The 12,658-nt window shown below is 65.7% G+C and carries 16 protein-coding genes; 6 read left to right on the plus strand and 10 right to left on the minus strand.

The genetic code is table 11. The features are described 5' to 3' along the window. Positions 1 to 9: 9 nt before the first annotated feature. A complete protein-coding gene (locus AC07NK_RS11305; RefSeq protein ID WP_495170693.1) occupies positions 10 to 1,380 on the plus strand; it encodes a DUF1501 domain-containing protein in 1,371 nt (456 codons plus the stop codon). A 3-nt stretch (positions 1,381 to 1,383) separates the two neighbouring features. Here the strand turns inward: AC07NK_RS11305 and cysS are convergent, their stop codons facing one another. The 9 genes from cysS to AC07NK_RS11350 all read right to left on the minus strand — a co-directional run bounded on the left by cysS (position 1,384) and on the right by AC07NK_RS11350 (position 8,350). Further along, a complete protein-coding gene (gene cysS, locus AC07NK_RS11310; RefSeq protein WP_495170694.1) occupies positions 1,384 to 2,814 on the minus strand; it encodes a cysteine--tRNA ligase in 1,431 nt (476 codons plus the stop codon). 49 nt (positions 2,815 to 2,863) lie between these two features. Further along, positions 2,864 to 3,091 carry a hypothetical protein gene (locus tag AC07NK_RS11315; RefSeq protein ID WP_495170695.1) on the minus strand — a complete coding sequence of 76 codons (228 nt, stop codon included), beginning with the start codon at positions 3,089 to 3,091 and terminating at the stop codon, positions 2,864 to 2,866. Between the two features lie 107 nt (positions 3,092 to 3,198). Then, positions 3,199 to 4,005, minus strand: coding sequence for a TrmH family RNA methyltransferase (locus tag AC07NK_RS11320; protein ID WP_495170696.1), 807 nt, complete (start codon positions 4,003 to 4,005; stop codon positions 3,199 to 3,201). Then, positions 4,005 to 4,277 (minus strand): HPr family phosphocarrier protein, encoded by a 273-nt coding sequence (locus AC07NK_RS11325; RefSeq protein WP_495170697.1) that lies wholly within the window; start codon positions 4,275 to 4,277, stop codon positions 4,005 to 4,007. The genes AC07NK_RS11320 and AC07NK_RS11325 overlap by 1 nt, the downstream gene beginning before the upstream one ends. Next, positions 4,274 to 4,681 carry a PTS sugar transporter subunit IIA gene (locus AC07NK_RS11330; RefSeq protein WP_495170698.1) on the minus strand — a complete coding sequence of 136 codons (408 nt, stop codon included), beginning with the start codon at positions 4,679 to 4,681 and terminating at the stop codon, positions 4,274 to 4,276. Before AC07NK_RS11330 ends, AC07NK_RS11325 begins: the two co-directional genes overlap by 4 nt. Before the next feature lie 22 nt (positions 4,682 to 4,703). Next, positions 4,704 to 5,624: an RNase adapter RapZ gene (gene rapZ, locus AC07NK_RS11335; protein WP_495170699.1), complete on the minus strand. Its 921-nt coding sequence runs from the start codon at positions 5,622 to 5,624 to the stop codon at positions 4,704 to 4,706. Beyond that, complete coding sequence (locus AC07NK_RS11340) at positions 5,621 to 6,061, minus strand: HPr kinase/phosphorylase (RefSeq protein WP_495170700.1); 441 nt, start codon at positions 6,059 to 6,061, stop codon at positions 5,621 to 5,623. The genes rapZ and AC07NK_RS11340 overlap by 4 nt, the downstream gene beginning before the upstream one ends. A gap of 20 nt (positions 6,062 to 6,081) precedes the next feature. After that, positions 6,082 to 7,671: a stimulus-sensing domain-containing protein gene (locus AC07NK_RS11345; protein ID WP_495170701.1), complete on the minus strand. Its 1,590-nt coding sequence runs from the start codon at positions 7,669 to 7,671 to the stop codon at positions 6,082 to 6,084. Beyond that, the gene (locus tag AC07NK_RS11350; RefSeq protein ID WP_495170702.1) at positions 7,640 to 8,350 is read right to left on the minus strand and encodes a response regulator; all 711 of its coding nucleotides are present in this window, start codon (positions 8,348 to 8,350) and stop codon (positions 7,640 to 7,642) included. Before AC07NK_RS11350 ends, AC07NK_RS11345 begins: the two co-directional genes overlap by 32 nt. A 267-nt stretch (positions 8,351 to 8,617) precedes the next feature. Here AC07NK_RS11350 and AC07NK_RS11355 point away from each other — a divergent pair, with 267 nt between their 5' ends. After that, positions 8,618 to 10,243 (plus strand): phosphoenolpyruvate carboxykinase, encoded by a 1,626-nt coding sequence (locus AC07NK_RS11355; RefSeq protein ID WP_495170703.1) that lies wholly within the window; start codon positions 8,618 to 8,620, stop codon positions 10,241 to 10,243. Between the two features lie 43 nt (positions 10,244 to 10,286). Next, entirely contained in the window at positions 10,287 to 10,730 is a 444-nt protein-coding gene (locus tag AC07NK_RS11360; RefSeq protein ID WP_495170704.1) for a hypothetical protein, read from the plus strand. 6 nt (positions 10,731 to 10,736) lie between these two features. Here AC07NK_RS11360 and AC07NK_RS11365 read toward each other — a convergent pair whose 3' ends face one another. Next, entirely contained in the window at positions 10,737 to 11,120 is a 384-nt protein-coding gene (locus AC07NK_RS11365) for a DUF3597 domain-containing protein (RefSeq protein ID WP_495170705.1), read from the minus strand. 199 nt (positions 11,121 to 11,319) lie between these two features. Here AC07NK_RS11365 and AC07NK_RS11370 point away from each other — a divergent pair, with 199 nt between their 5' ends. From AC07NK_RS11370 to AC07NK_RS11380, 3 genes are all read left to right on the plus strand, one after another. After that, complete coding sequence (locus AC07NK_RS11370; protein WP_495170706.1) at positions 11,320 to 11,679, plus strand: hypothetical protein; 360 nt, start codon at positions 11,320 to 11,322, stop codon at positions 11,677 to 11,679. Between the two features lie 120 nt (positions 11,680 to 11,799). Next, positions 11,800 to 12,171 (plus strand): ArsR/SmtB family transcription factor, encoded by a 372-nt coding sequence (locus AC07NK_RS11375; RefSeq protein WP_495170707.1) that lies wholly within the window; start codon positions 11,800 to 11,802, stop codon positions 12,169 to 12,171. Beyond that, on the plus strand, positions 12,168 to 12,656 hold the full coding sequence (locus AC07NK_RS11380) for an SRPBCC family protein (RefSeq protein ID WP_495170708.1): 489 nt from the start codon (positions 12,168 to 12,170) through the stop codon (positions 12,654 to 12,656). Before AC07NK_RS11375 ends, AC07NK_RS11380 begins: the two co-directional genes overlap by 4 nt. Positions 12,657 to 12,658: the final 2 nt, after the last annotated feature.

The raw sequence follows: 12,658 nt of genomic DNA on the forward strand, positions 1-12,658 counted from the left end.
GGCGGGGACATGGAAAACAATCAATCCCGCCGCGCCTTCCTCCGTCGCAGCGCGACGCTGGGGATTGCGGGCGGCGCCGCGCCGTTCGTGACCCAGCTCGCGGCGATCGGCGAAGCCTCGGCCGCGGTCGCCAGCGATTATAAGGCGCTGGTCTGCGTGTTCCTGTATGGCGGCAACGACTATGCCAACACGCTCCCGCCCTATGATGCGGCGAGCCATGCGCTGTACACGACCGCCCGGCCGGGGCTGGCGCATTTGCGTGATGCGCTGACGGCGACTGCGCTCAACCCGCTCAATGCGCTCGGCGGGCGACAATATGCGCTGGCGCCGACCATGGCGCCGCTGTTGCCCCTGTTCGACGCGGGCAAGATGGCGGTGGTGCTCAATGTCGGCACGTTGGTGCGGCCGACGACAAAGGCGCAGTATCAGGCGAACAGCGTGGCGCTGCCGCCCAAGCTGTTCAGCCATAACGACCAGCAAAGCTATTGGCAGGCGTCGAGCGCGGAAGGCGCGACATCGGGCTGGGGCGGGCGGATCGGCGACCTGCTGCAGAGCGGCAACGGTAACGCCGCACTGACCTGTATCAGCGCGTCGGGCAACGCCGTCTATCTCTCGGGCCGCAGCTCGATCCAGTATGTGACGGGCACCAATGGCCCGACGCCGCTGATCAACAACGCCTCGACGCTCTATGGCTCGTCGGCAGCGGCGACTGCATTGCGTTCGTTGATGGGCGGTGCGCGCACGCATCTGATCGAGAATGAGCATGCGACGATCTCGAAGCGTGCGCTCGACCTATACGCACAGGTCAACGGCGCGCTCGGCAGCGCGCCCGCGTCGAACTTCCCGCTGTTCCCGACAGGCAACAGCCTTGCCGACCAGCTCAAGGTCGTCGCGCGGATGATCTCGGTTTCGCAGGAGCTGGGGGCAAAGCGGCAGGTGTTCTTCGTGTCGATCGGCGGGTTCGACATGCACGACTTCCTCGTGCGCGATCACCCGACGCAGATCGGCCGCGTGGCGGCGGCGATGCGGGCCTTTTACGACACCACTGCGGCGCTGGGGGTAGCGGACAAGGTGACGGCGTTCACCGCGTCGGACTTTGGCCGCACGCTGACGCAGAATGACGACGGGTCCGACCATGGCTGGGGCGCGACGCACTTCGTGGTCGGCGGCGCGGTCAATGGCCAGCGCATCTACGGCACGCCGCCCGCGATCGGGCACAATACCCCCGACGATGTCGGACAGGGACGGCTGCTGCCGACCATCTCGGTCGATCAGTACGCCGCGACGCTGGCGAGCTGGTTCGGCGTGAGCGATTCGAACCTGTCGACCGTGCTGCCCAATATCGGCAACTATTCGACGCGGAATCTGGGCTTCGTCTGAGCGCTAAAGCTCCACTTTCCAGTCCCATCCCAGCGGATCGCCGTCCATCACCTCGACCCCGGCGCCGAGCAGCTCGTCGCGGATCGCGTCGGAGCGGGCGAAGTCCTTCGCGGCGCGCGCTTCCTTGCGCTGGGCGAGGCGAGTCTCGATCTCGGCCTCGGTCACCAAGGCATCGGCCGGGCGGACGCGCAGGTCGGCGCGGCTCAGGTCGAGCAGGTTAAGGCCGAGCGCGGTGTCGAACTGTGTCAGCGTCATCAGCCGCGCTTCCTGTCCCAGCTGCTTGTCGGCGAGCAGCTCTTCCAGAACCGGAAGTGCCCTGGGCGTGTTGAGATCGTCCGACATCGCCGCGTCGAGCCGTTCGAGATAGCCCGCGGCATTGCCACCACCCTTGCCCTCGATTTCGCGGAACTTCTCCGCGGCGAGGACGAGGCGGCGCAGACGGACGAGTGCGGCCAGCAGGTTCTCACCGCTGAATTCCAGCTCGCTGCGGTAGTGCGCGGATAGGCACATCAGGCGGTAGGCGAGCGGGTGAACGCCCTTGGCCACCAGTGCGTCGAGCGTGGCGATGCCACCCTTGGACTTCGACATCTTGCCGCCGCGGTCGACGAGGAAGTTGTTGTGCATCCACACGCGCGCGCCGCTGTCGCCGCAGCGGCAATGCGCCTGATTCTGCGCGATCTCGTTGACGTGGTGGATCTCGCGGTGGTCGATCCCGCCGGTATGGATGTCGAAGGGCAGGCCGAGCAGCTCGGCGCTCATCACCGAGCATTCGAGGTGCCAGCCCGGGGCGCCGCGGCCCCAGGGCGAATCCCACTCCATCTGGCGCGTCTCGCCCGGCGGGGTGGTGCGCCAGATCGCGAAATCCTGGGGGTGGCGCTTGCCGTCGACGCTCTCGATTCGGCCCTCGCCGGCATCGTCCTGCCCGCCGGAGAGCTTGCCGTAATCCGGGACGGTGGTGCTGTCGAAATAAAGGCCGCTATCGAGCTGGTAGCAATTCGCGTCGGCAAAGCCCTTCGCGAAGTCGATCATCTTCTCCACATAATCCGTGGCCAGCGGCATATGGTCGGGCGTGCGGATGTTGAGATCGCGCAAATTACGGCGGAACACATCGGCATAATGGCGCGAGATGTCCCATGCGCTCATCCCGCGCTTCTTCGCCGCGGCCTCCATCTTGTCCTCGCCCTCGTCGGCGTCGGAGGTCAGGTGACCGACATCGGTGATGTTGAGGACATGGGTGAGCGGATAGCCCTTCCACCGCAGCACGCGGCTGAGCGTGTCGGTAAAGACATAGGCGCGCAGATTGCCGAGGTGCGGGTCGCTATAGACCGTGGGGCCGCACGAATAGACGCGCGCGCCCCTGGCGGGGTCGATCGGCGCGAACGGCTCGAGCGAACGGGTCAGCGAATTGTAAAGGGTGAGGGTGGCGCCAGTCATAGGCGCGCAATAGCGCGGCAACGGCGGCGGTCAAACTGCCGCCGTACGCTCAGGCTGCGAGCGACTGGGCCTTGTCGCTGGTGTGGAAGAGCCCGGCGCCAAAAGTGCCGCCATTGTTGATCGGCAGCGCAGTGGCGCAAAAGGCGCATTCCGCGGTCATGCGCCCGACCGTCCAGTGCGACTGGCCGCATCCGGGGCAATGGTTGCGCTCGCCCGGGTGAAAGGCGATGCGATAGCCGCTCTGGGCAGCGGTGAAGGCGTCGGTGTCATAGTACATCGGTTCGTCTCCAGAACTGCTCAACTCGACGCGCGGAATCGGGTTTTGTTCCAAGCGCGTTCCGAATTGGGACCGGGCCTGTTGCAAAATTGCAACAATCGCAGGGGTCAGGAGAGCGGACGAATCCGGTCGAGAACGGTGTACGCCATCACGGCGGTCGCGACCGCGGCGTTGAGGCTATCCGCCTTGCCGAGCATGGGAATTTTGACGCGGATGTCGCACGCGGCGGCATAGGCTGGGGGTAGACCCTGCGCCTCGTTACCGGTGAACAGAAAGACAGGCGCAGCGAAATCGGGCGCGCGGTAATCGACAGCGCCTTCGAGAGCGAGGCCTGTGAGTTGTCCCGGTCCGGCACGTAGCCAGGCGTGGAACTCGTCCCAGGGCGCGCGCGCGATCGGGATCGTAAACAGCGCGCCCATGCTTGCGCGGACCGCTTCGACGCTGAACGGATCGACGCACTCATCGACCAGAATCAGTCCGCCCGCGCCGACCGCGTCTGCGGTGCGCAGGATTGTGCCCAGATTGCCCGGGTCGCGCAGCCGTTCGGCGACCAGCCAGATCGGCGCGGCGGTGCGGTCGAGCCGGGCGAGATCGGTGGGCAGTTCGCGATAGACCCCGACGACCGCGCCCGGATTGTCCTTGCCCGACAGCTTGGAGAGGATGTCGCTGTCAGTCGCGATCGCCTCACCGCCTGCGGCCTCGGTCGCGGCGATCAGCTCGCCGGCGAGCTTGTGGGTGTCATGCCCCTTCGCGAAGAAGAGATATTCGGGCAGGTGCCCGGCCTCGCGTGCTTCGGTCAGGATGCGCAGCCCCTCGGCGAGGAACAGTCCCTCGTCGCGGCGGTGCTTCTTGTCGCGCAGCGAGCGGACCCGCTTGACCAGCGGGTTGGAAAAGGCGGTGATCTCGCGGGGCATCAGTCCTCGCCGAAGCGGTCCTCGACCAGGCCGACGAGCTTGAGCACCGCGTCCTCGGCGCCGTCGCCGGCGGCGCTGATCGTGATCGTGTCGCCCATTGCGGCGCCGAGCATCATCAGCCCCATGATCGAGGTGCCGGTGACCGAATTGCCGTCCTTCTCCACCATCAGCTCGCACGGCTGCGAGGAGGCGAGGGTGACGAATTTGGCGCTGGCACGGGCATGGAGTCCGCGGCGATTGCCGATCAGGACGGTCCGGCTGACGCGGCTCAAGCAGCGGCCTCCCCGAGCACTTCGGAAGCGACGGTGATATATTTGCGCCCCGCCTCGCGCGCGGCGGCGACGGCTTCGGTGACCTTCATGGTCTTGCGCGCGCCGCCGAGGCGAATCAGCATGGGGAGGTTTATCCCCGCGATCACCTCGACCTTGCCCGCCTCCATCAGCGAGATGGCGAGGTTGGAAGGCGTGCCACCGAACAGATCGGTCAGCACGATGACCCCCCGGCCAGCGTCCACTTCGGCGATGGCCGTGGCGATGTCGGACCTGCGGCCCTCCATATCGTCCTCGGGGCCGATCGAAATCGTGGCGATTCGCTCCTGCTTCCCCACCACATGCTCCATCGCGACGACGAACTCCTCCGCGAGCCGCCCATGCGTCACGAGTACCAGACCGATCATTTCAATGCTTGTCCCATGCGGTTCATCTTGCGACCGGCGGGCCTTCTAGCGAGTCCTGCGGTGCGGTCTGCAAGTCACGATGCGTCACCGTGGGCGAAAATCCCGCGTCGCGCAACCGGGCAGCGACCCGTTCTGTCACATGGACCGAACGATGCCTGCCGCCGGTACAGCCAAATGCGATGGTAACGTAGGATTTTCCCTCGGCGCGATAGCGTGGAATGAGCTGTTCGATCAGCCCCTCGATTCGCTCCAAAGCTTCGTCATAAGCGGGGTCGCCGGCGACATAATCGGCCACATCGCGGTCCTTGCCGGTGCCCGGACGCAGCGAATCGACCCAATGCGGGTTGCGCAGGAAGCGCATGTCGAAGACCAGATCGGCGTTGCCGGGGATGCCGCGCGCAAAGCCGAACGACATCACTGACAGGGTCGGTTCGCCCAGCCCGTCACCTGAAAAGGTCGCGCGGATCTTTTGAGCCAGCTCGTTGCTCGACATGTTGCTGGTGTCGATTAGCCGGTTGGCCCAACGCCGCAGGGGCTCAAGAACCTCGCGTTCGCGGGCGATGCCTTGCCCCGCTGGGCGATCCTGCGCGAGCGGATGGCGCCGGCGGGTTTCGTTGTAGCGGCGCTCCAGCTCGGCGCCGGCGCAGTCGAGGAACAGGGTGCCGACGTCATAGCCGCGCTCGTCGCGCAGCTTCTTGATGCGGCGCACAACGCTTTCAGCATCGAAGCCACGGGTGCGCGTGCCGATACCGAGCGCGAGCGGACGATCGTCGCCGTCGGTGCCTTCGGCCGGCTCGGTGTCGAGCAGGCGGTTGAGCAGGAGGAGCGGGAGGTTGTCGACCACCTCCCAGCCGAGATCCTCAAGCGTGCGCAGCACGGTCGACTTGCCCGCACCCGACATGCCGGTGACGAGCAGGATCTGTTTGGTGCGGCGCTTGCTCATTGCGCCGGGGTCCAGCCAATATGCCTGAGCGCCAGTTCGACCTTGATCGGCGCCGAGGGCTCAAGCGCTGCGAGCGCGACCTCGGGAATGTCGATCCCGGCGATCCGGCGCTTCTTCGGCGCTTCCGGCATCCGCGGCGGGGCGTCCAGGATCGTTACCAGCAATGCGATCGGGACGCGGTCCTGGAGCGGCATTTCGATCACCCCGATTCCGCGCACTTCGATCTTACCGGCGATGTTGGCGGGAGCGCCGCCGAGCAACGCGCCGTTGGAACGGGTGCAGATCGTGTAATCGTCCGACACCAGCATCGCGCCACGGTCGATCAGCCGCAGCGCGAGGTCCGACTTGCCCTCGCCCGAACGCCCTTCGATCAACACTGCGCGGCCATCGATGGCAACGCAGGATGCATGGAGCGTTTCGGAGGAGATGACGGCCATGCGTTGTTTGCCCCGCTAGACTAGTTCGGCTGGACCAGCGGCAGGCGAACGACGAAGCGCGCGCCGCGCATCCGGTCCTCCCGCGATTCGACCCCGATCATACCGCCATGGCCTTCAACGATGGTGCGCGCGATGGCAAGCCCCAGCCCCGAATGCTGGCCGAACGCCTCGCCGTCCGGGCGCACCGAATGGAAACGGCGGAACACCGCTTCGCGGGCATCCTCGGGAACGCCCGGCCCCTCGTCCTCGACATGCACCTCAAGCATCTCGCCGAGCGATACGATCGAAAGCGTGACGAGGCCCTGTTCGGGGGAGAAGGAGAGGGCGTTATCGATCAGATTCTCGAACACGCGCTCCAGCCGCGCGCCTTCGCCCATCACGCGGGGCAGCGAGCGCATGGGCTGGTCGAAGCGCAGCCGGATGCCGCGCGCCAGCCCGCGGTCAAGGCGCTGGCCAACAAGACCTTCGAGCATCGCGGCGATATCGACTGGCTCGAACTTGGCGCGGCTGAGCTGCGCGTCGAGCCGCGATGCCTCCGAAATGTCGCTGATCAGCCGGTCGAGGCGGTGGACGTCATCGCGGACGATGGCGAGCAGCCGCTCCTGCAATTCGGGGTCGCGGACATTGGCAAGACCGTCCACCGCTGACCGCAGCGAGGCGAGGGGGTTCTTGAGCTCGTGCGCAAGGTCTGCGGCGAACGCCTCGGTGGCGTCGATCCGTGCGCGCAGCGCCTGGCTCATGTCCGAAAGCGAGCGGGCAAGGTGGCCGATTTCATCACGGCGTTCGGGCAGGCGCGGCACCACCACTTCGCGCGCGCGGCCGAGCCGCACCCGCACCGCCGCGTGCGCGAGGCGGCGCAGGGGGCGGACGATAGTGCGCGCGAGGAACAGCGACAGGAAGATCGACAAAGCCATCACCACCGCCAGCACGAGGCTGAGCCGGAAGCGTTCGATCCGTACCGTCTGGGTGATCTCGCGGGCGTTATCCGTCGTGAACACCACCCCCTCCGGACCATAGGAGGCGGCGGCGGTGATTACGGGTGTACGGTCGGGTGCGCGCCACACGCTCGCGCTCGCTTCGCCGGTGCGCAGCGCCTGAGCTAGATCGGGCCAGTCGAGACCTTTGTCCGCCGCACGCTCGCGGAACTGCGGTGCACGGTCGGCGCCCGCGATGGTGTCGATTGCCGCGTCGAGGAATCGCGCGGCGCTCTGGCCCCAGGGATCCTTGTCCGGATCGCGCAGCACGACATTGTGCAGTCCCATTGCGCGCGTATCGAGCGTCACATGGCCCTTGCGATCATAGAGGCGGATGCGCAGGCCTGCCTCGGTCGCGACGCGCAGGATCAGTGCGTTGCGGTCCTTGGGCGGGGTCATCGCCACCGCCTGTGCGATCAGCCGTGCTTCACGGCTTGCCTGCGCGACCTGATCGTCGACGATCCGCGCGCGGAAGCTGTCGAGATAGAAGAAGCCGCCCGCCAGCATCGCCAGCGCGAAGATGTTGACCGCAAGGATGCGCGGCGTGAGGCTGACCCGGCCCGACCAGCGCAGCGAAAGATCGCGGTCGTCGCGCGCGCCGCGATTACTCGTCAGAGAATCGGTAGCCGGCGCCATAGAGCGTCTCGATGGCGTCGAATTCGGGATCGACCTGACGGAATTTGCGGCGAACGCGCTTGATGTGGCTGTCGATGGTGCGGTCATCGACATAGATATCGTCCTGATACGCTGCATCCATCAGCTGGTTGCGCGTTTTGACGATACCCGGCCGCTGCGCGAGCGTTTCGAGGATCAGGAATTCGGTGACGGTCAGCGTCACATTGCCGCCGCCCCACGTCACTTTGTGCCGCGCCGGGTCCATCGCCAGCCGGCCGCGTTCGATGACCGGTTGCGGCTCCTCCGTGGTCTCGGCATCGGCGGGGGCCGCCAAGGCCTCGGTCCGTCGCAGGATCGCGCGAATGCGGGCGATCAGCAGCCGCTGGCTGAACGGCTTGGCAATATAATCGTCCGCGCCCATCGCGAGGCCCAGCGCTTCGTCCAGCTCATCGTCCTTGCTGGTCAGAAAGATCACCGGGGTGGTCAGCTTTTCGCGCAGGCGGCGCAGCAACTCCAGCCCGTCGAGCTTTGGCATCTTGATGTCGAGCACCGCGAGGTCAGGCGGGTTCTCAAGCAGCGCCTTCAGCGCGGTCTCACCGTCCGAATAGACGCGCGTCACAAAGCCCTCGGCCTGCAGCGCGATCGAGACCGAAGTCAGGATGTTCCGGTCGTCGTCAACCAGTGCGATCGTTGCGGTCATGGCGGGTGGCGTAGCTCAATGCTCGCTGCCACTCAATCGTGCGGATGTCGGGACGGTAACGAAACATTCCCGGCGGCTGCCAACGTTGTCGGCGGGAAGGGGCGTTCTGGTCAACGTTGTCGGGAGGGTTGTGGGGGGCGATTGGAACGATGACACCGGTTACTGGCATTGACCCCCCTTTTGGCTGCTGCCTATGCGCGACTCTGATTTCAGATGACACGATCTCTGGACCCACTGCAGGCCCGGGGACGATGAGGAGATTACATCGTGACCGACCGCACGCCGGCAATCGGCCTCGACGCCCTGGGCGTCGGCGCTGGCGCAACCATTCACTGGAACCTGCTGACCGCGCCGCTGGTCGAGCACGCCGTGCAGCGCGGCGAGGGCCGTCTGGCTAAGGACGGCCCGCTGGTCGTCGCTACCGGCAAGCACACCGGGCGCAGCGCCAGGGACAAGTTCATTGTCCGCGATGCCGAGACGGAAAGCACGGTCTGGTGGGGGGACACAAACCGCGGCATGACGCCGGAGCATTTCGCGGTGCTCAAGGCCGATTTCCTCGCGCATCTCGCCACCAAGGAAACGGTGTTCGCGCAGGATCTGTATGGCGGCTCGCAGCCCGAGCACCGGGTCAATGTTCGCGTCATCAACGAGTTCGCCTGGCACAGCCTGTTCATTCGCACCCTCCTGGTGCGGCCGGAGGAGGCTGCGCTGCCCGGCTTCCAGCCCGAATATACGATCATCGACCTGCCGAGCTTCCGCGCGGATCCGGCGAAGCACGGCACCCGCAGCGAGACGGTAATCGCGGTCAATCTGACCGAGAAGCTGATCCTCATCGGCGGCACCGCCTATGCCGGTGAGATGAAGAAAAGCGTGTTCGGCCTGCTCAACTATCTGCTGCCGGTCGACGGCATCATGCCGATGCACTGTTCGGCCAATATCGGCCCGAACGGCGATACCGCCGTGTTCTTCGGCCTCAGCGGCACCGGCAAGACCACGCTCTCGGCGGACGCCAGCCGCACGCTGATCGGCGATGACGAGCATGGCTGGTCGGACACCGCGGTCTTCAACTTCGAGGGCGGTTGCTACGCCAAGATGATCAACCTCTCGGCCGAAGCCGAGCCGGAGATCTTCGCCACCACCAAACGCTTCGGCACGGTGCTCGAGAATGTCGTGATGGACGCGGAGAGCCGCGAACTCGACTTCAACGACAACACGCTGGCGGAGAACAGCCGCGGCTCCTACCCGCTCGAGTTCATCCCCAATACGTCGAGCGACAATCTGGGGCCGGTGCCGAAGAGCATCATCTTCCTGACCGCGGATGCCTATGGCGTGCTTCCGCCGATCGCGAAGCTGACGCCGGAACAGGCGATGTACCATTTCCTGTCGGGCTATACCGCGCGTGTCGCGGGGACCGAGATCGGTGTGACCGAGCCGACCGCAACCTTCTCTACCTGTTTCGGGGCGCCGTTCATGCCGCGCCACCCGTCGGTCTACGGCAACCTGCTCAAGGAGCGGATCGCCAGGGGCGGGGTGGATTGCTGGCTGGTCAACACCGGCTGGAGCGGCGGCAAGGCGACGATGCCGGGGATCAAGCGGATGCCGATCAAGGTGACGCGGGCACTGCTCAACGCGGCGCTCGACGGCAGCCTCAAGAGTGCGGAGTTCCGTCAGGACCCCAATTTCGGCTTCATGGTGCCGGTCGCGGCGGGGGACATCGACCCCAATATGCTCGATCCGCGTGCGGCATGGGAGAACAAGGCCGACTATGACGTGACTGCGGGCAAGCTGGTCGACGAATTCGTCGCCAATTTCGCCCAGTTCGCGGAACATGTGGACGAAGGTGTGCGGCAAGCCGCACCCCAAAGCCGGAACCGAGCTACCGAAACCGCCTGAAACGCCCGGTCATCGATCGGGCATCTTGAAAGAAGCCCGATCGATGACCGACCACCCCATCCGTTTCTTCGCCGATGACGCTGCCATCGTCCATCTGGGTGAGGGGCTGGTCGCCTGCACGCTGGCGCGCGAGGAATGGACACATGAGGCGCATCTCGCCGCGTGCCTGTACCTGCTCACGCGGCGGCCCGATATCGATGTGGATACAGCGATCGCGGGCATCATCTCACGCTTCAACGAGAGCGTCGGTGGCGCGAACGATGACCATAATGGCTATCACGACACGATCACCCGTACCTATGTCGCGGGTGTGAGGCAGTTCTTGCGCGAATGCGGGTCGGGAGAGCTGACGGTGGACGTCAATGCGCTGCTGGCGAGCGAGGCCGGCCGCCGCGAGTGGGCGCTGCGTTTCTACAGCCGGGAATTGCTGTTCTCGGTCGAAGCGCGGCGCGGGTTCGTGAAGCCGGACCTCGCGCCGCTGCCCTGACCGGATTCAGTCCAGCATCGACGCGGGGACCTTGCCGCCATTTGCCGCGAGTTCCTGCATGACGCGCTTGTGCAGCCAGATGTTCATCTCGGCGCTGCCGTCGAGCGCGCCGGTATAGCCCAGTTCCTGCGCCAGCTCCTTGCGCTCGGCGAGGCTCGACTCGAGGCCCACCAGCTTCATCAGGTCGACGATCGAGCTGCGCCAGTTGAGGTCGCGGCCATCGCTGCCGTCGAGTTCGACCAGTACCGCCTCGATATCCACTTCCTGCGGCGCGGCCACGGGCACGGGCTGCGGCGATGCGGCTTCAGCCTGGGGAATCGCCTCGGCCGGGGCGGGTGCGGCTTGCGCCTTGCCGAAGATCGCGTTCTTGATCGATGAGAAAATGCCCATGGATTCCTCCTGCAGTGGCCGCGGGGAGTCGTGCGGCGGATCGCCCCGTCGCCATGCTGGCGATTTTCGGCGACAGTGCAATGACGCGCGACACGGGAAAAAGTGCCGCCTGCCCGTCATCTGCCATGTCGCAGTCTCGCACGCGGGGTATGGCCATGCTAAGCTTGGACTTCCCCAAGCGTAGCAGGAGGATCGGCACATGAGCATTCTCGACGGGATTCTGGGTCAGATCGGCGGAGACGCCACGGTGACCAACCTCGCAGCCAAGGTCGGGCTGTCGCCCGAACATGTCGAGTCGGCGATCCAGGCGCTGGCCAGGAGCCACCCGATGCAGGGTGACACCGCCGAGGGCGCAGCCGCCGCGACCGGGCTGCCGGTGGGTAAGCTGCAGGAGATTATTGGTCAGATCGGCGGTGAGGGCGCACTCGGCAACTTCGCCAGCCTGCTCCAGCAAGATGGTGGTGCCGGCGGCATTCTGGGCGCGCTCGACAAGGATGGCGACGGCAATCCGCTCAACGACCTGACGGGCATTGCCGCGGGCTTTTTCGGCAAGAAGTAACGGCAGAAAAGGGCGGGCTGGTAACGGCGCGCCCTTTTTTGCAGCTCTAATACTAAGGGATTGCCCTAACTATTGTCCCGCGCTATCTGCGCCGCCTCACAGTGTTGACGGAGTAGGTTGATGTTCCCGGCAATCGGGCAGGGTAATGCAGGGATGCCGCCACCCGCGGCGATCGACGGTGTGTTCCGTGCGCTCGCCGATCCCAAGCGGCGCGACGTTCTTGAACGGCTCAATGCCGGACCGGCGTCGGTCAGCGATCTCGCCGCGCCCTATCGCATGGCGCTCCCGTCGTTCGTTGAGCATCTGAAGATGCTCGAAGGGGCGGGGCTGGTGCGCTCGCAAAAGGCCGGTCGGGTGAGAACCTACGAACTGGTGCCCGAACAATTGCTGGTCGTCGACGACTGGCTGCGCCGTCAGCGCACAATGTGGGAGGGCCGGCTCGACCGGCTCGATGCCTATTTGCTCGCAAAGAAGAAGGAGAGACCCGAATGACCTCACCCCTCGTAAAGCCCGATCCCAAGCTCGACCTGGTGCTGGAACGCGACATCGACGTGCCGGTCGAGCTCGTCTGGGAAGCGTGGACCGACCCGGAGAGCATCAGGCAGTGGTTCGTCCCCAAGCCCTGGACCATCACCGAGTGCGAAGTCGATTTGCGCACCGGGGGCATGTTCCGTTCGGTGATGCGCTCGCCCGAGGGTGAGGAGTTCACCAATCTCGGCTGCTATCTCGACATCGTCCCGCTGCAGCGGCTGATTTTCACCGACACGCTGCTGCCGGGCTTCCGCCCGTCGCCCAAGCCCTTCTTCACTGCGGGCCTCTATCTCGAGCCGAATGGTACCGGTGGCACGCGCTACACCGCGATGGCGATCCACGGCAGCGAGGAGTCGCGCCAGACGCATGAGGCGATGGGCTTTCACGACGGCTGGGGCACCGTGGTCGACCAGATGGTCGCGCACATCAAGGCATCGCTCAACTAACG

The sequence above is a fragment of the Sphingomonas sp. GW821-FHT09B04 genome, assembly GCF_059418285.1.

Excerpts from the sequence above, each read along its gene's own strand:
- AC07NK_RS11305 (WP_495170693.1), top strand. The coding sequence starts at position 10 with ATGGAAAACAATCAATCCCGCCGCGCCTTCCTCCGTCGCAGCGCGACG.
- cysS (WP_495170694.1), bottom strand. The coding sequence starts at position 2,814 with ATGACTGGCGCCACCCTCACCCTTTACAATTCGCTGACCCGTTCGCTC.
- AC07NK_RS11315 (WP_495170695.1), bottom strand. The coding sequence starts at position 3,091 with ATGTACTATGACACCGACGCCTTCACCGCTGCCCAGAGCGGCTATCGC.
- AC07NK_RS11320 (WP_495170696.1), bottom strand. The coding sequence starts at position 4,005 with ATGCCCCGCGAGATCACCGCCTTTTCCAACCCGCTGGTCAAGCGGGTC.
- AC07NK_RS11330 (WP_495170698.1), bottom strand. The coding sequence starts at position 4,681 with ATGATCGGTCTGGTACTCGTGACGCATGGGCGGCTCGCGGAGGAGTTC.
- rapZ (WP_495170699.1), bottom strand. The coding sequence starts at position 5,624 with ATGAGCAAGCGCCGCACCAAACAGATCCTGCTCGTCACCGGCATGTCG.
- AC07NK_RS11340 (WP_495170700.1), bottom strand. The coding sequence starts at position 6,061 with ATGGCCGTCATCTCCTCCGAAACGCTCCATGCATCCTGCGTTGCCATC.
- AC07NK_RS11345 (WP_495170701.1), bottom strand. The coding sequence starts at position 7,671 with ATGGCGCCGGCTACCGATTCTCTGACGAGTAATCGCGGCGCGCGCGAC.
- AC07NK_RS11350 (WP_495170702.1), bottom strand. The coding sequence starts at position 8,350 with ATGACCGCAACGATCGCACTGGTTGACGACGACCGGAACATCCTGACT.
- AC07NK_RS11360 (WP_495170704.1), top strand. The coding sequence starts at position 10,287 with ATGACCGACCACCCCATCCGTTTCTTCGCCGATGACGCTGCCATCGTC.
- AC07NK_RS11365 (WP_495170705.1), bottom strand. The coding sequence starts at position 11,120 with ATGGGCATTTTCTCATCGATCAAGAACGCGATCTTCGGCAAGGCGCAA.
- AC07NK_RS11370 (WP_495170706.1), top strand. The coding sequence starts at position 11,320 with ATGAGCATTCTCGACGGGATTCTGGGTCAGATCGGCGGAGACGCCACG.
- AC07NK_RS11375 (WP_495170707.1), top strand. The coding sequence starts at position 11,800 with ATGTTCCCGGCAATCGGGCAGGGTAATGCAGGGATGCCGCCACCCGCG.
- AC07NK_RS11380 (WP_495170708.1), top strand. The coding sequence starts at position 12,168 with ATGACCTCACCCCTCGTAAAGCCCGATCCCAAGCTCGACCTGGTGCTG.